The sequence below is a fragment of the Enterobacter sp. CPE_E890 genome (assembly GCF_046521475.1).
Taxonomy (GTDB): domain Bacteria; phylum Pseudomonadota; class Gammaproteobacteria; order Enterobacterales; family Enterobacteriaceae; genus Enterobacter; species Enterobacter adelaidei.
Genome location: NZ_JBKFZW010000001.1, coordinates 4,606,607 through 4,630,358, shown reverse-complemented (window position 1 = coordinate 4,630,358; position 23,752 = coordinate 4,606,607). Strand labels below are relative to the sequence as shown.

17 protein-coding genes are annotated in these 23,752 nt (G+C 55.2%); 8 read left to right on the top strand and 9 right to left on the bottom strand.

Annotated features, from left to right (window positions below):
• The first annotated feature begins 11 nt into the window (after positions 1-11).
• Positions 12-2,459, top strand: coding sequence for a glycogen phosphorylase (gene glgP, locus ACLHV9_RS22925; RefSeq protein WP_407221106.1), 2,448 nt, complete (start codon positions 12-14; stop codon positions 2,457-2,459).
• An 88-nt stretch (positions 2,460-2,547) separates the two neighbouring features.
• Here the strand turns inward: glgP and glpD are convergent, their stop codons facing one another.
• Positions 2,548-4,056, bottom strand: coding sequence for a glycerol-3-phosphate dehydrogenase (gene glpD, locus ACLHV9_RS22920; protein WP_407221105.1), 1,509 nt, complete (start codon positions 4,054-4,056; stop codon positions 2,548-2,550).
• Positions 4,057-4,244: 188 nt separating this feature from the next.
• Here glpD and glpE point away from each other — a divergent pair, with 188 nt between their 5' ends.
• From glpE to ACLHV9_RS22905, 3 genes are read left to right on the top strand one after another with little or no spacing between them, the layout of a single operon-like run.
• Positions 4,245-4,577, top strand: coding sequence for a thiosulfate sulfurtransferase GlpE (gene glpE, locus ACLHV9_RS22915; protein ID WP_014885552.1), 333 nt, complete (start codon positions 4,245-4,247; stop codon positions 4,575-4,577).
• A gap of 47 nt (positions 4,578-4,624) precedes the next feature.
• Complete coding sequence (gene glpG, locus ACLHV9_RS22910; protein ID WP_028018039.1) at positions 4,625-5,455, top strand: rhomboid family intramembrane serine protease GlpG; 831 nt, start codon at positions 4,625-4,627, stop codon at positions 5,453-5,455.
• 16 nt (positions 5,456-5,471) lie between these two features.
• Positions 5,472-6,230, top strand: coding sequence for a DeoR/GlpR family transcriptional regulator (locus ACLHV9_RS22905; protein WP_008503060.1), 759 nt, complete (start codon positions 5,472-5,474; stop codon positions 6,228-6,230).
• Positions 6,231-6,312: 82 nt separating this feature from the next.
• On the opposite strand, the gene malT is transcribed toward ACLHV9_RS22905, so the two are convergent.
• Positions 6,313-9,018 carry an HTH-type transcriptional regulator MalT gene (gene malT, locus ACLHV9_RS22900; protein ID WP_028018038.1) on the bottom strand — a complete coding sequence of 902 codons (2,706 nt, stop codon included), beginning with the start codon at positions 9,016-9,018 and terminating at the stop codon, positions 6,313-6,315.
• A gap of 587 nt (positions 9,019-9,605) precedes the next feature.
• Here malT and malP point away from each other — a divergent pair.
• Together malP and malQ are read left to right on the top strand one after the other, a co-directional pair.
• Positions 9,606-11,999, top strand: coding sequence for a maltodextrin phosphorylase (gene malP / locus ACLHV9_RS22895; protein ID WP_407221104.1), 2,394 nt, complete (start codon positions 9,606-9,608; stop codon positions 11,997-11,999).
• 9 nt (positions 12,000-12,008) lie between these two features.
• Positions 12,009-14,090: a 4-alpha-glucanotransferase gene (malQ, locus tag ACLHV9_RS22890; protein WP_407221103.1), complete on the top strand. Its 2,082-nt coding sequence runs from the start codon at positions 12,009-12,011 to the stop codon at positions 14,088-14,090.
• A gap of 36 nt (positions 14,091-14,126) precedes the next feature.
• On the opposite strand, the gene gntT is transcribed toward malQ, so the two are convergent.
• From gntT to gntX, 3 genes are all read right to left on the bottom strand, one after another.
• Complete coding sequence (gene gntT / locus ACLHV9_RS22885) at positions 14,127-15,443, bottom strand: gluconate transporter (RefSeq protein WP_014171973.1); 1,317 nt, start codon at positions 15,441-15,443, stop codon at positions 14,127-14,129.
• Positions 15,444-15,750: 307 nt separating this feature from the next.
• Positions 15,751-16,326: a Fe-S biogenesis protein NfuA gene (gene nfuA, locus ACLHV9_RS22880; protein WP_028018035.1), complete on the bottom strand. Its 576-nt coding sequence runs from the start codon at positions 16,324-16,326 to the stop codon at positions 15,751-15,753.
• Positions 16,327-16,387: 61 nt separating this feature from the next.
• Positions 16,388-17,071 (bottom strand): DNA utilization protein GntX, encoded by a 684-nt coding sequence (gene gntX, locus ACLHV9_RS22875; protein ID WP_407221102.1) that lies wholly within the window; start codon positions 17,069-17,071, stop codon positions 16,388-16,390.
• 37 nt (positions 17,072-17,108) lie between these two features.
• Here gntX and bioH point away from each other — a divergent pair, with 37 nt between their 5' ends.
• Entirely contained in the window at positions 17,109-17,882 is a 774-nt protein-coding gene (bioH, locus tag ACLHV9_RS22870) for a pimeloyl-ACP methyl ester esterase BioH (protein WP_129324594.1), read from the top strand.
• A gap of 111 nt (positions 17,883-17,993) precedes the next feature.
• The gene (locus ACLHV9_RS22865) at positions 17,994-18,263 is read left to right on the top strand and encodes a YdgH/BhsA/McbA-like domain containing protein (protein ID WP_129324595.1); all 270 of its coding nucleotides are present in this window, start codon (positions 17,994-17,996) and stop codon (positions 18,261-18,263) included.
• A gap of 33 nt (positions 18,264-18,296) precedes the next feature.
• Here the strand turns inward: ACLHV9_RS22865 and feoC are convergent, their stop codons facing one another.
• From feoC to ACLHV9_RS22845, 4 genes are all read right to left on the bottom strand, one after another.
• Entirely contained in the window at positions 18,297-18,533 is a 237-nt protein-coding gene (feoC, locus tag ACLHV9_RS22860) for a [Fe-S]-dependent transcriptional repressor FeoC (protein WP_028018031.1), read from the bottom strand.
• A 10-nt stretch (positions 18,534-18,543) separates the two neighbouring features.
• The gene (feoB, locus tag ACLHV9_RS22855) at positions 18,544-20,862 is read right to left on the bottom strand and encodes a Fe(2+) transporter permease subunit FeoB (RefSeq protein WP_129324596.1); all 2,319 of its coding nucleotides are present in this window, start codon (positions 20,860-20,862) and stop codon (positions 18,544-18,546) included.
• Positions 20,863-20,892: 30 nt separating this feature from the next.
• Entirely contained in the window at positions 20,893-21,120 is a 228-nt protein-coding gene (feoA, locus tag ACLHV9_RS22850; protein WP_010436417.1) for a ferrous iron transporter A, read from the bottom strand.
• Between the two features lie 265 nt (positions 21,121-21,385).
• Positions 21,386-23,716, bottom strand: coding sequence for a Tex family protein (locus ACLHV9_RS22845; RefSeq protein WP_407221101.1), 2,331 nt, complete (start codon positions 23,714-23,716; stop codon positions 21,386-21,388).
• Positions 23,717-23,752: the final 36 nt, after the last annotated feature.

Sequence of the window (23,752 nt, the reverse complement as noted above, 5' to 3'; positions counted from 1 at the left end):
GAGTCACTGATATGAATGCACCTTTTAGCTACTCTTCACCCACACTCAGCGTTGAGGCGTTAAAGCACTCTATCGCCTACAAGCTGATGTTTACCATCGGGAAAGATCCGGTCATCGCGAACAAACACGAGTGGCTGAACGCCACCCTGTTTGCCGTGCGTGACCGCTTAGTTGAACGCTGGCTGCGCTCCAACCGTGCCCAGCTCTCACAGGAAACGCGTCAGGTTTATTACCTGTCGATGGAATTTTTGATTGGCCGCACACTTTCCAATGCGCTGTTGTCGCTCGGTATTTATGACGACGTCAAAAACGCCCTGGAAGAGATGGGGTTAGATTTAGAAGAACTGATTGACGAAGAGAATGACCCGGGTCTCGGTAACGGCGGTCTGGGACGCCTTGCAGCCTGCTTCCTGGATTCGCTGGCGACGCTGGCGCTGCCGGGTCGTGGTTACGGTATTCGCTATGACTACGGCATGTTCAAGCAGAACATCGTCGACGGACGTCAGAAAGAGTCGCCGGACTACTGGCTGGAATATGGCAACCCCTGGGAGTTCAAACGCCATAACACGCGCTACAAAGTGCGCTTCGGTGGACGTATTCAACAGGAAGGGAAAAAATCCCGCTGGGTGGAAACCGAAGAGATCCTGGCCGTGGCCTATGACCAGATCATCCCGGGCTACGACACTGACGCCACCAACACGCTGCGCCTGTGGAGCGCCCAGGCCAGTAGTGAAATTAACCTCGGTAAATTCAACCAGGGTGACTACTTCGCGGCGGTGGAAGATAAAAACCACTCCGAGAACGTGTCCCGTGTCCTTTACCCGGATGACTCAACCTACTCCGGGCGTGAGCTGCGTCTGCGCCAGGAGTATTTCCTGGTGTCCTCGACAATTCAGGATATCCTGAGCCGTCACTACCAGCTGCACAAAACCTACGCCAACCTGGCGGAGAAAACCGCGATTCACCTCAACGACACCCACCCGGTGCTCTCCATTCCAGAACTGATGCGCCTGCTGATCGACGAACATAAGTTCAGCTGGGATGATGCGTTTGAAGTGACCTGTCAGGTGTTCTCATACACCAACCACACGCTGATGAGCGAAGCGCTGGAAACCTGGCCGGTGGATATGCTCGGCAAAATCCTGCCGCGCCATCTGCAGATCATCTTTGAGATTAACGATTACTTCCTCAAGACGTTGCAGGAGCAGTACCCGAACGATACCGGCCTGCTGAGTCGTACGTCGATCATTGATGAGTCGAACGGCCGCCGTGTGCGCATGGCCTGGCTGGCGGTGGTGATCAGCCACAAGGTTAACGGAGTGTCCGAACTGCACTCAAACCTGATGGTACAGTCGCTGTTTGCTGACTTCGCGAAGATCTTCCCGACACGTTTTTGCAATGTGACCAACGGCGTGACGCCACGACGCTGGCTGGCGCTGGCCAATCAGCCGCTCTCTGAGGTGCTGGATGAGAATATCGGCCGCACCTGGCGTACCGATTTGAGCCAGCTGAGCGAGCTGGAACAGCACATTGATTTCCCGACGGTCAACAAAGCCGTGCGTGAAGCCAAGCTGCTGAACAAAAAGCGTTTGTCAGTATATCTTGCACTACACCTGAACGTAGTCGCCAACCCGAAAGCGCTGTTCGATGTGCAGATCAAGCGCATCCACGAGTACAAACGTCAGCTCATGAACGTGCTGCATGTGATCACCCATTACAACCGCATCAAGGCCGATCCCACGGCCGAGTGGGTGCCACGGGTGAAGATCTTTGCCGGTAAGGCGGCTTCCGCCTACTACATGGCCAAGCATATCATCCACCTCATCAATGATGTGGCGAAGGTGGTCAACCTGGATCCGGAAATTGGCGATAAGCTGAAGGTGGTGTTCATCCCGAACTACAGCGTCAGCCTGGCGCAGCTGATCATCCCGGCGGCGGATCTCTCTGAGCAGATTTCCACGGCAGGTACGGAAGCGTCCGGTACCAGTAACATGAAGTTTGCCCTTAACGGCGCGCTGACCATTGGTACGCTGGACGGGGCGAATGTTGAGATGCTGGAGCATGTCGGTGCAGATAACATCTTTATCTTCGGTAACACAACGGAAGAGGTCGAAGCGCTGCGTAAGCAGGGTTACTCGCCGCGTAAATATTACGAAGAGGATGAAGAGCTACGCCAGGTATTGACGCAAATCGCCACCGGCGTGTTTAGCCCTGACGAGCCTGGCCGCTATCGTGACCTGGTGGATTCGCTGATTAACTTTGGCGATCACTATCAGGTGCTGGCGGATTATCGCAGCTACGTGGATTGTCAGGATAAAGTAGACGAACTGTACCGGCAGCAGGAGAAATGGACCAGTGCCGCGATGCACAATATCGCCAATATGGGGTATTTCTCGTCAGACAGGACCATCAAAGAGTATGCCGAGACGATCTGGCATATTGATCCGGTAAGGTTGTAAAAACAAAGCCGGGTGGCGGCTACGCCTTACCCGGCCTACTTGATCCCGTAGGCCCGGTAAGCGTAGCGCCACCGGGCATTTTTTCACATCAGGACGCCAGCGACAGCTCACGCTTCCCCGCATTTTGCAGTAACCACTGCGCCACGCGAGACTGCTGCTCGGCATCCAGCCACATCCCTTCTTTAGTACGACGCCAGATGGCGTCATCCAGGCGGCGCACCCACTCGTGTTCAACCAGATAACGCAACTCGGCTTCGTACAGTTCATGGCCGAAATGTTCGCCCAGATCGGCAATCTCTTTGGCTTCACCCAGGATCCACTCCGTGTTGCTACCGTAAGTACGGGCATAATGGCGTGCCATCCCTTCGGTGATGAACGGATAGCGGCGACGCAGCTTCGCGGCATAATCATCGCGGTTACCCCCGATATCTCCGCCAGGCAGCACGGCACCTTTGGTCCATGCCGGGCCAATGCCTTTATAATACGGCACCAGTTTTTCCAGCGCGTGCTCGGCCAGCTTACGATAAGTGGTGAGTTTGCCGCCAAACACCGACAGCAGCGGTGCCTGCCCATCTACGTCGTGAATATCAAGCGTATAGTCGCGGGTGATGGCCTGCGGTGAATCCGATTCGTCATCGCACAGCGGACGCACGCCGGAGTAAGTCCAGACCACATCATTACGAGACAGCTGTTTCTTAAAGTGCGCGTTATACACTTTCAGCAGGTAGTTGACCTCGCTCTCGTCGATCTCAACGTTTTTCGGATCGCCTTTGTACTCCACGTCGGTGGTGCCGATAATCGAAAACTCGTCCATCCACGGGATCACAAACACGATGCGCTTATCTTCGTTCTGCAGAATATAAGCCTGCTTCTGAGTATGTACGCGCGGCACCACAATATGGCTGCCTTTGATCAGGCGAATACCGTACGGTGAAGGTAGGTGCATGCCTTCGTCAAAGAACTGTTTCACCCACGGACCGGTGGCGTTGACCAGGCCGCGTGCTTTCCAGCTGAATTTCTCGCCGGTATCGATGTCTTCCGCGTCGACAATCCACAGACCGTTTTCACGACGAGCAGAGGTCGCGCGGGTGCGGGTTTTCACCTCGCCGCCTTTCTTCACCACCATCTGTGCGTTCGCCAGAACCAGACGTGCATCGTCTACCCAGCAATCGGAATATTCGAATCCGCGCACGATTTCAGGTTTAAGGACCGATTCTGAACCAAAACGCAAACCGTTCGAACCCGGCAGACTGGTGCGTTTACCCAGGTGATCGTACATAAACAGACCGATTCGGATCATCCAGGCCGGACGCAGATGCGGGCGATGGGGCAGGCGGAAACGCATCGGAATCGCCAGATGCGGTGCCATTTTCAACAATACTTCACGTTCAGCCAGCGCTTCGCTGACCAGGCGGAATTCGTAGTGTTCCAGGTAGCGCAGGCCACCGTGAATCAGTTTGGAGCTGGCGGACGACGTCGCGCAGGCGAGATCGTTAGCTTCCAGCATCAGTACGGATAATCCGCGTCCTGCGGCATCGACCGCAATACCGGCACCGTTGATGCCACCGCCTATCACAATCAGATCTTTGGTTTCCATAACACCCTCATGCACTTTCGTTAAAGCTCAGAAATGTTCGATATCGCTCATAATAGCAAAGGAACGCGCTTTTGGTAACATCAAAAAAACAATTTAGAGTGATATGGATAACATAATGGCGTTTACCCGCCGCCAGGACGTACACTACGGGGTAAAATAGTGCCGTTGACCAATGTAAAGAGAACACCATGGATCAGTTTGAATGTATTAACGTAGAAGAAGCCCATCAGAAAATGCACCAGGGAACGGCGGTGCTGGTGGACATCCGCGATCCGCAGAGTTTTGCGATGGGCCACACGCCGGGCGCGTTCCACCTTACCAACGACACGCTGGGCGCGTTTATGCGCGATAACGACTTCGACACACCGGTGATGGTCATGTGCTACCACGGCAACAGCAGTAAAGGTGCGGCGCAGTACCTGCTTCAGCAGGGTTATGATGCGGTATACAGCGTCGACGGCGGATTCGATGCCTGGCATCGCCATTTCCCGGCAGAAGTTGAGTACGCGTTTGAGCGCTGATCCCGCTATACTGTCCCCTTTTGTGTGGAAATAAGCGACCGCTACCCATGTTGATGATCACCTCTTTTACCAACCCGCGTGTCGCCCAGGCGTTTGTCGACTACATGGCGACGCAGGGTGTTATTCTGACCATCCAGCAACATACTCAGACCGATGTCTGGCTGGCCGACGAGAGCCAGGCAGGGCGGGTAAACGAGGAGCTGGCGCGTTTTCTTGAGAACCCCGGCGACCCGCGCTATCTGGCTGCCAGCTGGCAATCTGGCCAGACGGGCAGTGGGTTGCATTATCGTCGTTTTCCTTTCTTCGCCACCGTGCGTGAACGTGCAGGGCCGTTTACGCTACTGCTGATGGCGGCCTGTATTGTCGTCTTTATCATTATGAACGTGGTGGGTGACCAGAGCGTGATGATCGCTCTGGCGTGGCCGTACGACCCCTCTCTGGAGTTTGATGTCTGGCGCTACTTTACCCACGCGCTGATGCACTTCTCGGTGATGCACATCCTCTTTAACCTGCTGTGGTGGTGGTATCTCGGCGGTATCGTTGAGAAGCGGCTCGGCAGCGGCAAGCTGATCGTTATCACCATTATTAGCGCCCTGCTGAGCGGCTATGTGCAGCATAAATTCAGCGGTCCGTGGTTCGGTGGGCTGTCTGGCGTGGTATACGCCCTGATGGGCTACGTCTGGCTTCGCGGGGAACGCGACCCGGAAAGCGGCATCTATTTGCAACGCGGACTCATAACCTTTGCGTTAATATGGCTAATTGCCGGATGGTTTGATCTGTTTGGTATGTCTATCGCCAATGGGGCACACGTCACTGGCCTGGTTGTCGGGTTGGCAATGGCCTTTGCCGATACGCTCCATGCGCGAAAACGAACATAATTCTCAGGGATAATTGATGAAACAAACACAACGTCATGACGCCATTATCGAACTGGTAAAAAAACAGGGATACGTCAGTACTGAAGAGCTGGTTGAGCAGTTTGCCGTCAGCCCGCAAACCATCCGTCGTGACCTGAACGATCTGGCCGATCAGAACCGTATTCTGCGCCACCACGGCGGGGCGGCGCTGCCGTCCAGCTCGGTCAACACCTCCTGGCACGATCGTAAAGCCACGCAGACGGCAGAGAAAGAACGCATTGCCCGTAAGGTCGCCAGCCAGATCCCTAACGGGGCGACGCTGTTTATTGATATCGGCACCACGCCGGAAGCGGTCGCCCATGCGCTGCTGGATCACGAGAACCTGCGCGTGGTCACCAACAACCTGAACGTCGCCAACACCCTGATGCAGAAAGACGATTTCCGCATTATTCTCGCGGGCGGCGAACTGCGAAGCCGCGACGGCGGGATTATCGGCGAAGCGACCCTCGACTTTATCTCTCAGTTCCGCCTCGATTTTGGCATTCTCGGGATCAGCGGCATCGACAGCGACGGCTCGCTGCTGGAGTTTGATTATCACGAGGTGCGTACCAAGCGCGCGATTATTGAAAACTCACGTCATGTGATGCTGGTGGTAGACCATTCGAAGTTTGGCCGTAATGCGATGGTAAACATGGGAAGCATCAGCATGGTGGATGCGGTCTATACCGACGTGATGCCGCCGGCGGGCGTGATGCAGGTGATTAAAGATAATAATTTGCAGCTGGAATTGTGCTAGGAATTGTGTCGGGTGGCGCTGCGCTTACCCGACCTACAAAACTCCGTAGGCCCGTGCAAGCGTAGCGCTGCCGGGCAATGAATTACACTCCGTACCCCATCATCTTCAACAATCGCTGCGCATGCTGGACCGCATCCTGACGGTGCGCCACGCCCAGCTTTTGATACAGGTTGCGGATATGCGTTTTGATGGTGGTCGCCGCCACCGCCAGTTCACCCGCAATTTGTTCATTGCTGTAGCCGGAGTAGATCAGCCCCAGTACCTGCCATTCACGTTGAGTGAGCGGGCTGGTGCGGATAAGCTCCGGTACTTCCGGGTGGTTCAACAGACGTTCGACAAAGTTCTCATCGAAATGCGCAAACTTATGGCGATGGTGCTGGTTGATTTCGCGCAGAATACGTTGAGCACGATGCTGATCGAGTTCCGGCAGCGTATTAAGCTGAATCAACTGACGCAGCTGCTGCGCCATCACTTCACCTTCAATCACAAAGTGGCTGATAAACCCGGTGCGGTTCGCGAGTTGCAGCGCTTCCAGCAGTACACGCTGAGCATCATTTTTACGACCCGCCTGCCAGTAGAGCTGGTTCAGCAGCAGCAGGTTGCGGTTCAGATCGCTCATCAGACGCAGGCCGCGCGCGTTCTCGTTCAGCTCTTCCAGCACAATCTCCGCGGGCTCTAATTCACCGAGCAGGATCTGCGCGCGGGCAATGTTACGCCACTGGCTCTGCAGGAAGTGGTTGTTAGCAAATTCCGGTTTTGGCGTCTGACGCAGCCAGTTGGCGGCGGATTTTTTATCGCCTGTCATTTGCCAGTAAATCACCCGGACCTTATCGGCGTTCGATACCCAGTCGCTATGATACTGACCGTTGCCCAGCAGGTTTTCGAGACGGTTAAGATGATTACGGGCGTTATCGAGATCGCCACGCGCCAGCGAACACTGCACCAGCAGCGCCAGACACTGCAACTGTTGCTGCGGCTGGAAGCCAGAAAGCACGTCCACACCCTGGCGGGCGCAACTTTCAGCTTCATCCAGACGTGACCATGCCCACAGGAGTTGAGCGCGAATACGCAACAGGAACTCGTGCATCGGCAACTGTTCCAGATGCTGTTCCCGAATCAGCTGGAAGGCTTTTTCCTGATTTTCCCAGGCAGCCTGCAGGAACCCCTGAGCGAACAGAATTTCGCTTTGCTGGATCAGGCTCCACAACGCGTAGTGCCAGACATCATGGCGCCGTGCCATTTGTTCCGTTTGCTGCATCAGCGAAAGGGAGCGCGTCAGCTCGCCTTTGCAGTGCAGCACTTCACCGTGTACCGACGTGGCAACGATCCGGCTGTAGAAGTTGGCCAGCGGCAGTTCATCCAGTGCGACCATCGCCAGGCGTTCGGCTTCATCCGGGTCGCCGTCGTTAATCGCCACCTGGGCCCGCAGGGCGTTAAATTCACCGTGCAGGGGCGTGTCCATGTTGCTTTCCATCTCCTGCTCCGCACGTGCCAGCAGGGTATTCACTTCGCTATAGCGATGTTGGCTCTGCATCAGCCAGGCCTGCAGCAACACCAGACGCGGGTTCTCCAGCAGACTTTCCCACGGCAGCGCTTTGAGAGACTCTTCAAGCAGCGTCAGCTCGCTGTGGTTGAACAAGCCCCACGCATGGTTGAGGAGAATATCACGCAGCATGTTGGCATCACCTGCGGCCAGCGCATGATGGATCGCCTCGCTCGGGAAGCCTTGTGCCATCCAGCTTTCGGCGGCAGCGCGATGAATTTCCGGCAGTTCAACCGCAAGCTCCCACTGGCAACGCTGGCGCAGGAAACTGCCAAACAGCGGATGGTAGCTGAACCATTCGCCGGGATCGTCCATACGCGTCAGGAACAGGCCCTGACGTTCAATTTCTTCAAGCTGTAGCTGGCCGTTTTCGCAGCCCGTCACGCGCACAATCAGCGCGTCGTTCATGGAACGCAGCAGGGAGCTTTTCAGCAGGAAGTTACGGGTAGACGGATCGACGCTGTCCAGCACCTCATCCACAAGATAATCAGAAAGATGGCTGGCATTGATCCCAGCCAGTCGACGCGCTGACTGATGCGCCGGGCTGTTGTTTTGCCGGGCAGAGAGGGCAATTAACTGCAATGCGGTGGCCCAGCCTGCGACATCGTCACACATCCGGCTGCTTTCTGATGCCTCGATGGGGGAGGTCAGACGGCAGTCAAAGAACTGTTTCGCTTCCTGATGAGTAAAAGCCAGCTGCTGGCTGCCCACTTCCAGAAGTTGATCGCGCACGCGCAGGTTGGCAATACCCAACTGCGGCAGGTTTCGTGACAGTACCACCAGAGTCAGGTTTTCCGGTTGATGGCGCAGGAAGAAACGCATCGACTCATGAATTACCGGGTTAGTGATGAGATGATAATCATCAATCACCACATACAGCGGGCGATGCCATTCGGCCAGTTCAATAAATAGCTGAGAGAAAAGGGAGGACAGGCTGGCGTACTGGCGCTTTTGCACCATCACTTCACTGGCGACGCAGTGTCCATTGGTGGCCTGTTGAATAGCGGCAATCAAATAGCTGGCAAAACGCTCTTGCTGGTTATCGCCCTCATCAAGGGAGTACCAGCCAAGATCGCTCTTACCTGCGGCCCATTGCGAAATGAGCGTTGTTTTTCCATAGCCTGCAGGGCTCGTAACCAGCGCCAGTCGGAAATTATGCGCGCCGGAAAGTTTAGCCAACAGGCGCTCGCGGACCACTGTATGGTCAAGGCGAACCGGGCGACTTAATTTAGACGGAATCAACATAGGTTTCACTTCACTGTGGGGAACGAGAGATTTTATTTTTCTTGCGCTTCGTAATTAATACGATATAAGGTCGGCCAGAAAGAGAACTATTGCAAGTTATGTCTGGATTTGGTGGCTCTGAATTTGCACTCTGTCACAAAACATTCAGACAGATGATGGAACTTTCTGGAATAGGCTTTAACACCGCGTCAATGCTGGCTTGTATGGTTCTGGTACGGCTGCGCTGAAACTGGTTTCAGAAAGGGATAGTGACGTCAAATGTAATAAAGTTCGGGTAAAATTATAAGTGATTAATAATCTCCTTAGTTATTACCCGATTGCAGAAATATTATTCTACGTAAGTAATCATTTCAGAGGGGTTTAATTAACCCCCGAAACTGCATTTCATTTCTTTGACATTCTCCCCGGTTACTTTTTTATCTTCAGGGCACACTCGAACTATGCTCTGAGAGTGGCCTCGATCACATTTTCATGCTCATCCCCGCTACTCCTCCCTGTCTAATCCCCCACAGGAGGAGGAAGAGGTGAAATGAGCCAGGCACACTAGCGCCAACTTGTGTTTTCTTTCTAAAGGATGCCGATCCCCTATGTCACAGCCTACCTTCAACAAAGCTCAATTCCAGGCTGCCCTGACGCGTCAGTGGCAGCGTTTTGGCCTTCATGCGGCAAACGAAATGACGCCTCACCAGTGGTGGCAGGCGGTGAGTGGTGCGCTCGCGGAACAGCTGGATGCTCAGCCTTTGGCAAAGCCGGTGAAAAACCAGCGACACGTGAACTACATCTCGATGGAATTCCTGATTGGCCGTCTGACGGGCAACAACCTGCTGAACCTTGGCTGGTATCAGGACGTTGGTGATGTGCTCAAAGAGCATGACATTAATCTGACCGACCTGCTGGAAGAAGAGATTGACCCCGCGCTGGGTAACGGTGGACTGGGACGTCTGGCTGCCTGCTTCCTTGACTCCATGGCAACCGTCGGCCAGTCAGCAATTGGCTATGGTCTCAACTACCAGTACGGCCTGTTCCGTCAGTCATTTGCCGATGGTCATCAGATGGAAGCGCCGGACGACTGGCACCGCAATACTTACCCGTGGTTCCGCCACAACGCGCAGCTGGATGTGCAGGTCGGGATTGGCGGGAAAGTGACGAAGCAAGGTCTCTGGGAACCGGCATTCACCATTACTGGCGAAGCCTGGGACCTGCCGGTGCTGGGTTACCGTAACGGCGTGGCGCAGCCTCTGCGTCTGTGGCAGGCGAAGCACGCGCATCCGTTCAACCTGACCAAATTCAACGACGGCGATTTCCTGCGTGCTGAACAGCAAGGTATCGACGCCGAAAAACTGACAAAAGTCCTCTACCCGAACGACAACCATCTGGCGGGTAAAAAACTGCGTCTGATGCAGCAGTACTTCCAGTGTGCCTGTTCCGTGGCGGATATCCTGCGTCGTCATCATCTGGCGGGCCGCAAGCTGGCGCAGCTGCCTGATTTCGAAGTGATTCAGCTCAACGACACACACCCGACGATCGCAATCCCTGAACTGCTGCGCGTGCTGATCGACGAGCATCAGCTGAGCTGGGATGACGCCTGGGCCATCACCAGCCGCACATTCGCTTACACCAACCACACCCTGATGCCAGAAGCGCTGGAGTGCTGGGACGAGAAGCTGGTGAAAGCCCTGCTGCCGCGTCATATGCAGATCATCAACAAGATTAACGACAACTTTAAAGTGCTGGTGAAAAAGACCTGGCCTGGCGACAAAGAAGTCTGGGCGAAGCTGGCAGTGGTTCATGACAAACAGGTGCGCATGGCGAACATGTGCGTGGTGAGCGGCTTTGCCGTAAACGGTGTGGCAGCGCTGCACTCGGATCTGGTGGTAAAAGATCTGTTCCCGGAATATCACCAGCTGTGGCCGACCAAATTCCACAACGTGACCAACGGCATCACGCCGCGTCGCTGGATCAAGCAGTGCAACCCACTGCTGGCAGGGCTGCTGGACAAAACCCTGAAGAAAGAGTGGGCCAACGATCTGGACCAGCTCATCAACCTGGAAAAATACGCCGACGACGCGAAATTCCGCGAGCAGTACCGTGCGATCAAGCGGGAAAACAAAGTTCGCCTGGCAGCGTTTGTCAAAGCGCGTACCGGAATTGAGATCAACCCGAATGCCATTTTCGATATTCAGATCAAACGCCTGCACGAGTACAAACGTCAGCACCTGAATCTGCTACACATTCTGGCGCTGTACAAAGAGATCCGCGAGAACCCGCAGGCTGACCGCGTACCACGCGTGTTCCTGTTCGGTGCGAAAGCGGCACCGGGCTACTACCTGGCGAAAAACATTATTCTGGCCATCAACAAGGTTGCTGAAGCTATAAACAACGACCCGAAAGTGGGCGACAAGCTGAAGGTCGTATTCCTGCCAGATTACTGCGTCTCGGCGGCTGAAATGCTGATCCCGGCGGCGGACATCTCTGAGCAGATTTCTACGGCGGGTAAAGAAGCATCCGGTACCGGCAACATGAAGCTGGCGCTTAACGGCGCGCTGACGGTTGGCACACTGGACGGTGCAAACGTCGAAATCGCCGAGAAAGTGGGTGAAGAGAATATCTTCATCTTCGGTCATACCGTGGAAGAGGTGAAAGCCATCAAGGCCAAAGGCTATGACCCGGTGAAATGGCGTAAGAAAGACAAAGTGCTTGATGCGGTGCTGAAGGAACTGGAAAGCGGTAAATACAGCGACGGCGACAAGCACGCGTTTGACCAGATGCTGCACAGCATGGACAAGCATGGCGGTGACCCGTATCTGGTGATGGCGGACTTCACAGCCTATGTCGACGCACAAAAACAGGTTGATGTTCTGTATCGCGACCAGGAAGCCTGGACCCGGGCGTGCATTCTGAATACCGCCCGCTGCGGTATGTTCAGCTCTGACCGCTCAATTCGTGATTATCAGGCCCGTATCTGGCAGGCAAAACGCTAAGGAAGCGCGATGGAGAGTAAACGTCTGGACAGCGCCGCGCAGGCGGCGGGGATCAGCCTCAGTTACATTAATGCTCACGGCAAACCGCAGTCTATTGGCGCAGACACCAAAAGACGTTTGCTGGATGCCATGCACAAAACCGACGCGAAAGCGTCGGTTGCGCCGGTGCCGAATGTGAAGGTATTCACTTCAGGCAAAAAGATGCCACTGGCGGTGGAGGGGCGGGGCGAGTTTAGCTGGCTGCTCACCACCGAAGAAGGGCATCAGCACAAAGGCCACGCCACCGGCGGCAAAATGCTAAACCTTCCGGCAAAACTGCCGGAGGGCTATCACACCTTAACGCTCACTCAGGACGACCAGCGATACCCTTGTCGGGTGATTGTGGCGCCAAAACGTTGCTATGAACCGCAGGCGTTGCTTGAAGGTAAAAAGCTGTGGGGCGCCTGCGTGCAGCTCTACACGTTGCGTTCCGACAGCAACTGGGGCATTGGCGATTTTGGCGACCTGAAAAAAATGCTGGCATCGGTGGGGGAGCGCGGCGGCGCATTTATTGGTCTTAACCCTATTCACGCGCTCTATCCGGCCAACCCGGAAAGTGCCAGCCCGTATAGCCCGTCGTCCCGTCGCTGGCTGAACGTCATCTATATCGACGTTAACGCGTTAGATGACTTCAAAATCAACAAAGAAGCCCAGGCATGGTGGAAACTTCCGACCACCCAGCAGATGCTGAAGCAGGCTCGTGACGCAGAATGGGTTGATTACTCTACGGTTACCTCGCTGAAGATGGCGGCTTTACGCCTGGCGTGGAAAGGTTTTGCCCGGCGCGATGATGAGCAGATGGCGGCTTTTCGTCAGTTTGTTACCCAGGAGGGCGAAAGCCTTTACTGGCAGGCGGCATTTGACGCATTGCACGCATACCAGGTGAAAGAGGATGAAATGCGCTGGGGCTGGCCGGTATGGCCGCAAGCGTATCAATCTGTTGATACCCCGGAAGTGAAAGCGTTCTGTAAGAAGCATGCTGACGAGGTGGATTTCTACCTGTGGCTGCAGTGGCTGGCGTACAGCCAGTTTGCTGCCTGCTGGCAGGTAAGCCAGGGCTACAAGATGCCGATCGGCCTGTATCGTGACCTGGCCGTGGGTGTGGCTGAAGGCGGGGCGGAAACCTGGTGTGACCGTGAACTTTACTGCCTGAAAGCCTCTGTGGGGGCGCCACCGGATATCCTTGGCCCGCTCGGTCAGAACTGGGGCTTACCGCCGATGGATCCGCACGTGATGGCGGCGCGTGCTTACGAGCCGTTTATCGACCTGCTGCGCGCTAACATGCAGAACTGCGGGGCGCTGCGTATCGACCATGTGATGTCCGTGCTGCGTCTGTGGTGGATCCCATACGGTGAAACGGCGGACCACGGGGCGTATGTACAGTATCCGGTTGACGATCTGCTGTCGATCCTGGCGCTGGAAAGTAAGCGCCATCAGTGCATGGTGATCGGTGAAGATCTGGGTACTGTGCCAGTGGAGATTGTCAGTAAACTGCGTGATAGCGGTGTGTATTCCTATAAAGTGCTCTATTTTGAAAACGACCATGAGAAAACCTTCCGCGCGCCGAAAGCGTACCCTGAACAGTCAATGGCAGTCGCGACGACGCATGATCTTCCTACGCTGCGTGGCTATTGGGAAAGCGGTGATCTGACGCTCGGTAAAACGCTGGGGCTGTATCCTGATGAGGAGGTGTTACGCGGTCTGTATCAGGATCGTGAGCTGGCGAAACAGGGCTTGCTGGATGCCTTGCATAAGCATGGCTGTCTGCCGAAACGTGCCGGGCATAAGGCGTCGCTGATGGCGATGACCCCGACGCTCAACCGTGGCTTGCAGCGCTATATTGCTGACAGCAACAGTGCCCTGCTGGGTCTGCAACCGGAAGACTGGATTGATATGGCCGGGCCGGTGAACATTCCGGGAACCAGCTATCAGTACAAGAACTGGCGTCGCAAGTTGTCCGTGAGTCTTGAGAAGATGTTTGCCGATGATGGGGTGAACAAGCTGATTAAGGATTTGGATAAGCGCAGAAGAGCAGTAGTGAAGAAGAAATAAAAAAGAACCCGCCAACTGGCGGGTTCTTTTTTTACATCAGATAACCATATTCAACAGCAGAACCCCGACCAGACCGCACACTGAAATAATGGTTTCCAGCGCAGACCAGGACTTGATGGTTTCACCGATAGTCAGGTTGAAGTACTCCTTGAACAGCCAGAAGCCCGGATCGTTTACGTGAGAGAAAATCACGCTACCGGAACCGACTGCGATAACCATCAGCTCAGGGCTAACACCCGTCGTGGCAATCAGCGGTGCAACGATACCACCGGCGGTGATGGCGGCCACGGTCGCAGAACCGAGTGCAATACGCAGAACCGCGGCGATAGACCAGGCCATCAGGAGCGGTGACACGTTAGTTTCATGCATCATGGCCGCGATGTATTTATCCACGCCGCTGTCGACCAGTACCTGCTTGAACGCACCGCCACCGCCGATGATCAGGAGCATCATGGCAATGATTTTGATGGAGGAGGTCAGCGTGTCGTTGATCTGATCCATTGAACGACCACGGTTCAGACCAAAGGTGAACATCGCGATCAATACCGCAATCAGGGTTGCCATCACCGGGTCGCCCAGGAACTCCGCAACGGACAGGAATGGGTGACCTTTCGGCAGGATCATCTCTGCCACGGCACGCATCGCCATCAGGATAACCGGCACCAGAGAGGTCCAGACGCTGACGCCAAAGCCAGGCATCTCTTCTTCGGTGAAGGTTTTTGCGCTGTACAGACCTTCCGGGATTGGCTTATCAATGCCTTTCAGGAAACGGGCATACACCGGGCCTGCCAGGATCACTGTTGGGATAGCGAGAATTGTGCCGAACAGCAGCGTTTTACCCATATCGGCGTGGAAGATGGTCGCGATAGCGGTTGGACCCGGGTGCGGTGGCAGGAAGCCGTGCGTCACGGACAGCGCAGCGGCCATTGGTACACCGACATACAGCAGAGGGATGTTTGCCGCCGCCGCAATGGTGAACACCAGTGGCAGCATCAGCACAAAGCCCACTTCATAGAACAGCGCGAAACCGACGGTAAAACCGGTTAAAACCACCGCCCACTGGATGTTCTTCTTACCAAATTTGGCAATGAGCGTGGTGGCAATACGTTGAGCACCACCGCAGTCCGCCAGCATTTTGCCGAGCATGGCACCGAAGCCCATGATCAACGCCAGGCTGCCGAGCGTCCCGCCGACACCGGCTTTAATGGAGCTGATGACTTTCACCAGCGGCATCCCTTGCATCAGACCGACTGCAAGTGCCACCAGAACCAGAGCGATAAATCCGTTCATTTTGAAACGGATCATCAAGAGCAGTAATAACACAACACCGATAGCAACGATGACTAATGGCATGATTTACCTGGCCTTTGAATTGTTATGGGTAACGTCATTGTTTCAACGACAAATTCCGATTGTCCCAACTGGGAACAGAGTGATTACGGCACTAGTACTGATACCTTGGAAACCAATAAGTTTAGTCGGCTGTTATGAGAGTGCTTAGTGCCCACGAGAATGATACGGGTAACATGATGTGATTGAGAATCACCCTGGGAGGCTAAATTTGAATTATGAGACGCAGGTCAACATATGGAGGGAATGAAGGGGGAGAAGCGAGGCCCGGTAAGCGCAGCGCCACCGGGCGATACAGACGGGCACTGAATCAGTAGTAAGAGTGCTCGCCGCGCTGGTGCTCGGTCAGATCACGCACGCCTTTCAGTTCCGGGAATTCGTTCAGCAGCTGCTTTTCAATCCCTTCTTTCAGGGTCACATCGACCATGGAACACCCGTTACAGCCGCCGCCAAACTGCAGAATGGCGAAGCCTTCGTCGGTGATTTCCATCAGGGAAACACGACCACCGTGGCCCGCCAGCTGTGGGTTGATTTGGGACTGCAGAAGATACTCTACGCGCTCCATCAGCGGCGCATCGTCTGCCACTTTACGCATTTTCGCGTTCGGCGCTTTCAGAGTCAGCTGAGAACCCAGCTGGTCGGTGACGAAGTCGATCTCCGCATCTTCAAGATACGGTGCGCTCAGCTCATCAACGTAGGCGGTGAGCTGTTCAAATTTAAGGGCTGTGTCAGTTGCTTCTACCGCATCCGGCGGACAATAAGAGACACCACATTCTGCATTCGGAGTGCCTGGATTGATCACAAACACGCGGATCTGCGTCCCTTCTTCCTGATTTGCCAGCAGTTTGGCAAAGTGCGCTTGTGCAGAATCGGAAATACGGATCATAGCTTTGGCCTAATAGTTGACTAAATTACCTGGGTATAATCATACGCCCATTGAAGAAGGGCTACAAGGTACGGCACAGACACCATACCTGAACCGACGCGGCGCCGCTTCGCAAAAGCAGTCGGGAAAGTTCAGCAACGGTACTGCCTGTGGTGACGACATCATCCACAATCGCGATATGGAGGCCTTTGACCGCTAATTCAAGGCGAAAGGCATTTTTGAGGTTTCTTTTGCGAAGCCGGGCGTTGAGCTGATGCTGGATGGCGGTGGCATGGACACGCGTGAGCGCAGAGGCATCATACTCACAGCCGAGCCAGCGGGCGAGTGGTCGACAGAGCAGGTCACTCTGGTTGTAGCCGCGCCGCCAGTGTCGGCGTCGGTATAAGGGGACATTCACCACTCTGTCGATTTTCGGCAGGGTGCGGCTACGACGAGACTGTAACACCGCCAGCAATAACAGGCGGGCGAGAGGTTGCGCCAGCGAACTCTGGCCGGAAAACTTCAGGGCGTGAATGAGCCTGCTCAACGGTGGAACATAATCATCCACCGCCACCAGCGCGCTCCAGGGCGGGGATTTTTTCAGGCAGCGTCCGCAGGGTATATGTCGGCTCGTGGCCGGTAAACCACATTGTGGGCAGACCGTGAGACGTCCTTCCAGCGACCGCGTGCAGACGGAACAGATCCCCCACCCACTGAGTGTAAGTGGCATTTGGCATAGCCAGCACAAGCCAGGCACTGTTAGCATGTGCAACCTCCATGTGAAATAAAGAGAACAGTAACTGATGAAGACGCTGTGGTGGCAGACTGTAGGGACAGGAAATTGCCATCTTGTGCTGCTGCACGGATGGGGCCTGAATGCGGAAGTATGGAATTGCATAAACGAGGAATTGGCCTCGCATTTCACGCTGCATCTGGTGGATTTACCGGGTTTTGGTCGCAGCCGTGGTTTTGGCCCTATGTCGCTTGATGAGATGGCGCAGCAGGTTCTTGCCGCCGCGCCACAAAACGCTATCTGGCTGGGCTGGAGCCTGGGCGGGCTGGTAGCAAGCCAGATTGCGCTCTCCCGACCAGAACGCGTGAGCGCGCTGGTGACCGTGGCCTCGTCGCCATGCTTTAGTGCGCAAGCGTCGTGGCCGGGTATAAAACCGGATGTGCTGGCGGGCTTCCAGCAACAGCTGAGTGAAGATTTTCAGCGGACCGTTGAACGGTTCCTCGCATTGCAAACGATGGGGACCGAAACCGCACGTCAGGATGCGAGAGCATTGAAGCAGACCGTGCTTTCCCTGCCGATGCCGGACGTGGCGGTGCTTAACGGTGGTCTTGAGATCCTGAAAACGGTTGACCTGCGTGAACCGCTGTCTGCGCTGACGATGCCGCATCTGCGTATCTATGGCTACCTCGACGGACTGGTTCCACGGAAAGTGGTTCCATTGCTGGATTCGCTCTGGCCGGAAAGTGAATCGCAGATCATTGCCAAAGCGGCGCATGCCCCGTTTATCTCTCATCCGGCGGAGTTTTGCTCAGCGCTCATTGCGTTAAGTCAACGTTTAGACTGATTAATTTCTATCCAGCCTGGAAAAAGTCTTACACCGCAACCATACTCCAGATGTCGTTGCGGTGGTTCTGCCTACGACAATCAAAACAACAATCCTAAGGAGAGTCAGGCTATGAAACTTGTTACAGGTATTGTCACTTCTCTGGTTATTGGGTCACTTTCATTTGGCGTCTTTGCGGCAAAAGAGCTGGAAAAAGATAAAGTTGCCGGGATGAATCTGACCAAAATTGGTGAGATTTCTACGTCTGACACCACCGCGCCGATGGACGCTCGCAGAGAGTTGTCGAAAAAGGCGGATGAACTGGGCGGGACGTACTACGTGGTGACCAGTGCGAATAAAGATACAAAAAACGTGCGCGCAACGGCGGAAGTCTATAAGTAATACGATAAAGCCGGGCATCTCTGCCCGGCTTTATTAACGCAAGGCCCACCACTCCTTGAGGCAGGCTTTACCTTCCGGGCAGCTTTTACAACTGCCGGAGAGACAGCCGTCCGCGTCTTCCTGAATCCGCACGGCTTTCCCCATGGCTTCCAGCCTTTCCAGCATGGCATCGATCATCGGCTGCGGCGTATGCAGGCTGAGGCTCAGTTGTTTCGCCTCCATCCGCCCTTGTAATGCCAGCAGATCACGAACCTGAATCAACGATGCCATGGCTTACTCCTTAGTGACAGTCACCCGCCGGGCTGCTGCAACAAGTGGCGGCGGTTTTACGGTTTGCCAGCAGGTCGATATCGACGCGGCTTCGTGCCCGGCGTAGCAGACTGATAACTAACACGTTAAAGAGGACAACTGCCAGAATACAGACCAGGCTATAACGTGGGTGCTGGCTAAAGTTAACGGTCTGGTAAAAGAGCGTCGCCAGCGAGTAAGCAATGTTTAACCCCCACAGAATGGAGAATCCCATCCAGCCACGGCTGGACTCACGGGAAATCGCCCCCATCACGGAGATGCACGGAATATAGAGCAGGACAAAGATGAGGTAGCTGTAAGCTGCAGACTCGCTGCCAAACTTCTCACTCATCACGCCCATAGCCCCCGTCGCCATTTCACCGTCGCCTTTGCTGGCTTCAATAGGGTTTGCCAGCACGCTCAGGCTGAAGGTGTCTTTCAGGCTCTGCCAGGTTTCCTCTACTGCACCCAACAGTTCGTTACCGAGGTGAAACTCTGCCGGATTAAATTCCTGCTCCTGAATGTTCTCAGCGGTGTAAAGCGTGTTCAGGGTGCCGACAACCACTTCTTTTGCCATCGCACCCGTGAACAGGCCAACCGTCGCCTGCCAGTTATCCTCATGCACGCCAATCGGTTTGAAGACTGGCGTGATGACGCGGCTGACGGAGGCAAGAGCAGAATCGTTGATGTTATCTGCCGCCTGTCCGCTGAGGGTGAAGCTGTTCAACGCGCTCAGGAAAATGCTGACGATGACAATTACCTTACCGGCGCGCAGCACAAAGCCTTTCAGGCGCTGCCAGGTCTGGATCGCCAGGCTTTTTAGATGCGGCACGTGATACACCGGCAGCTCCATCACAAACGGCGACGCTTCACCGCGCATGATGGTGTGCTTCAGCATCAGACCGGTGAGGATCGCCATCACAATACCCAGCACATACAGCGAAAAGACCGCCAGCGCGCCCTGTTGGCCAAAGAAGGCTGCCGCAAAAACCGCAAAGATGGCCAGGCGCGCACCGCAGGACATAAACGGCGCCATCATGATGGTCATCAGACGTTCACGCGGCGCATCAAGGGTGCGCGCGCCCATCACCGACGGCACGTTACAGCCGAAGCCAACAATTAGCGGGACGAAGGATTTGCCCGGCAGACCAAGAGCCTGCATCAGACGGTCCATGACAAACGCCGCGCGCGCCATGTAACCGGAATCCTCCAGGAAGGAGAGGAACAGATACATCATGCCGATTTGCGGCACCAGTGGCAGAACGGTGTTGATACCGCCACCGATCCCCTGGGCCAGGAAAATGGTTAGCCATTCCGGGAAGTGCAGGGTGTAACCCACCCACTGAATACCGTGTACGAAGACCGCGACGGAGCCCGCATCGAAAATAGGCTGCAGCGCGCCACCGATGTTAATGGCAAGCAGGAACATTATGTACATCACCAGCAGGAAGATCGGCAAACCCAGGAAACGGTTAAGCACAATCTTGTCTACCGCAGCGGTAAAACGGCTCGGTTCCGCCGTAAGGGCGTTACTGACAACGTCGCAAATCGAGGCAATTGTCTGGTAACGTGCATCGGCGATGTGCAGGGCTGGGTCATCCAGCTCGTCGCTAAGACGGGCGATTGTGACATCCAGTTTATCTGCCGCATGCCCGGCGTATGCACGGCTGTAGATATCCCCTTCCAGCATCTGCAGGCCGAGCCACAGACGCTGTTTTGCGGGCATGCTTTTGTCCATTTCCTCTGCCAGCAGACCGGCTTCGTGCAGAAGTGGTTGCGCGTAATGCACCAGCTCAACGTCGCGATTCCCCGCATGACGGTCAATCGCCAACTTCAGGGCATCAATGCCGCGAGCACGCGTCGACACCAGCGGAACCACCGGGCAACCCAGGCGTGCGGAGAGGGCATCGACGTCGATACGCAGCTTTTGTTTCTCCGCAATGTCGAGCATGTTAAGCGCCACGATGCAGGGAATACCCAGTTCCAGCAGTTGCAGCGTCAGATAGAGGTTACGCTCAAGATTGGAAGCATCGACCACGTTGATCAGGAGATCCGCGTCGCCGCCAAGAATATAGTGGCAGGCAATTTGCTCATCGAGCGAGGTTTGCGACGAAATGGTGGTTAAGGAGTAGGTGCCGGGAAGGTCAACCAGCGTCACCTGGTTGTCTGTCGTCGTGAACTGGCCTTCTTTACGCTCAACCGTCACACCTGCCCAGTTACCCACGCGCTGACGCGCTCCGGTTAACTGGTTAAATAACGTGGTCTTGCCGGAATTTGGATTACCAATTAAGCCAATAGTTAATTTTTTCATTTTAGTAGACTCACTGAAACCGCTGGCTTGTTATTGAGATAAGGCTTCGACTTCTATTAATGCGAGGTCTTTCTTACGCAGCACCAAATTCACGCGGCGGGTTTCGATATGAACGGGATCACCTAACGGGGCAACGCGCACGACCTGGAAAGACGAGCCGGGTAGCATGCCCAGTGACAGCAGCTTTTGCCGATAGGCCGGGCTAATTTCACGGGTAAAACCGGTAATTTTCCATGCACTGTCTGGAGTGAATTGCATAATGCCTGATCCCACGAAGGTTAAATAATCTACTATGCGATGATAATGAGAATAGTTTGTATCAGCAATAATAAAACTGTGACGGAATGTTGTTTGCGGGATTAATTTACGGCCTGTTTGACCTTGCTCAATATTTGCTGAATATGCGGCGACGAGAGAAGCGGCCTATTTGTTAATGGCGTGCTAATTATTGGTTTAAATAAAGGAGTGAGAGAATATACCGTACTGCGCGATCCCCTCTCCCCTGTGGGGAGAGGGTGAGAGGTTAGCGTTTTTTACCCATCGCGGCCGCCAGCGCATCCATCATCGCGCTGTTGCCTGCAGGCTGAGTATCACGCCCACGCGGTTTCGCGGCTTTAGCGGCCGGGCGCTGCTGCTCGCGGCCACCACCATTGCCGCTACGGCGCGCGTTGGTTTCGCCGGGTTGTTCATCCAGACGCATGGTCAGGGCAATTCGTTTGCGCTGTAAATCCACTTCCAGCACTTTGACCTTCACGATATCGCCCGCTTTGACCACGGTGTGCGGGTCTTCAACGAACTTGTCGGCAAGGGATGAGATATGGACCAGGCCATCCTGATGCACGCCGATATCCACAAATGCGCCAAAGTTGGTGACGTTGGTCACCGCGCCTTCCAGCACCATGCCTGGCAGCAGGTCGTTCATGGTCTCGATGCCGTCGGCAAAGGTCGCGGTTTTGAACTCAGGACGTGGATCGCGGCCCGGTTTTTCCAGCTCTTTGATGATGTCAGTGACGGTTGGCACACCAAATTTATCGTCGGTGAAATCCGCGGCTTTCAGGTTGCGCAGCGCACTGTTATCACCCATCAGGTCTTTCAGTGCCTGTTGAGTGGCAGCCAGAATGCGTTCTACCACCGGGTACGCTTCCGGGTGAACGGTTGAGGCATCCAGCGGGTTATCACCGTGGTTGATGCGCAGGAAGCCCGCACACTGCTCAAAGGCTTTCGGTCCCAGACGGCTCACCTTCAGCAGTTGCTGACGGTTCTGGAACTGACCGTTCTCATCACGCCAGGCGACGATGTTCTGCGCCATCATGCGGGTTAAGCCTGCAACACGGGTCAACAGGGGAACTGAGGCGGTATTCAGGTCTACACCGACGGCGTTTACGCAGTCTTCCACCACCGCATCCAGCTTACGGGCGAGCTGAGTCTGGCTCACGTCGTGCTGATACTGGCCCACACCGATGGATTTCGGGTCAATCTTCACCAGTTCTGCCAGCGGATCCTGCAGACGACGAGCGATAGAGACCGCGCCGCGCAGAGAAACGTCCAGGTCCGGGAACTCCTGCGCCGCCAGTTCAGATGCGGAATAGACGGATGCCCCCGCTTCACTGACGATCACTTTCTGCGCCGTTACTTTCGGGAATTGTTTCTGCACGTCGAGGTAGAAACGTTCGGTTTCGCGGGACGCCGTACCGTTGCCGATAGCAACCAGCTCCACGTTGTATTTCTCGCACAGTGCTGCCACTGCGACAGCCGCTTTCGCTGCCTGGCCAGTGTGTGGATAGATGGTGTCGGTTGCCACCAGCTTACCGGTGCCGTCAACTACCGCCACTTTTACGCCCGTACGCAGACCCGGATCGAGACCCATGGTGGCGCGAAGGCCCGCCGGGGCGGCCATCAGCAAGTCGTGCAGGTTGCGGGCAAACACATTGATCGCTTCATCTTCGGCGCGCTCGCGCACGGTGCCCATCAGCTCGGTTTCGAGGTGCATCAGCACTTTGATACGCCACGTCCAGCTCACCACACCTTTACGCCAGCTGTCTGCCGGGGCGTTGTTCAGACGCAGGCCGAGGTGATCGATGATGATCTGCTCGCAGTGGCTCTCTTTCGGCGGCTCGTCAAACTGAGGGTCGGCATTCAGGGAAAGCTGCAGCACGCCTTCGTTGCGGCCGCGGAACATTGCCAGCGCACGGTGAGACGGGGTCGTTGAAATCGGTTCGTGGTGATCGAAGTAGTCGCGGAATTTCGCGCCTTCGTCCTCTTTACCCGCGACGACGGTCGAGACGATGTGGGCATTCTTCCACAGGTAATCACGTACTTTGGCGAGCAGGGCGGCGTCTTCGGCAAAGCGTTCCATCAGAATATAACGCGCGCCGTCGAGGGCGGCCTTGGTGTCCGCTACGCCTTTGTCAGCGTCGATGAATTTCGCCGCTTCGGTATCTGGATCGTGGGAAGGTTCGTTCCACAGCAGGTCGGCCAGCGGCTCAAGACCCGCTTCAATCGCAATCTGCCCGCGCGTGCGGCGCTTTGGTTTGTACGGCAGATAGAGGTCTTCGAGTTCGGTTTTGCTCAGGGTACCGTTAATAGCGCTTTCCAGCTCGCTGGTCAGTTTACCCTGTTCGCCGATGGATTTGAGGATCGCCTGACGACGTTCTTCCAGTTCGCGCAGATAACCCAGACGGGTCTCCAGGTTACGTAGCTGTGTGTCATCCAGACCGCCGGTGACTTCCTTACGATAACGTGCAATAAACGGCACGGTGTTCCCTTCATCAAGCAGGCGAACGGCAGCTTCTACCTGTTCGGCTCTGGCCTGAAGTTCACCCGCAATAATGCGGCAGAGCGAATCTTTCATCATGGCTTTATCATCTTGTGGGTCAAAAATCAGGGGATA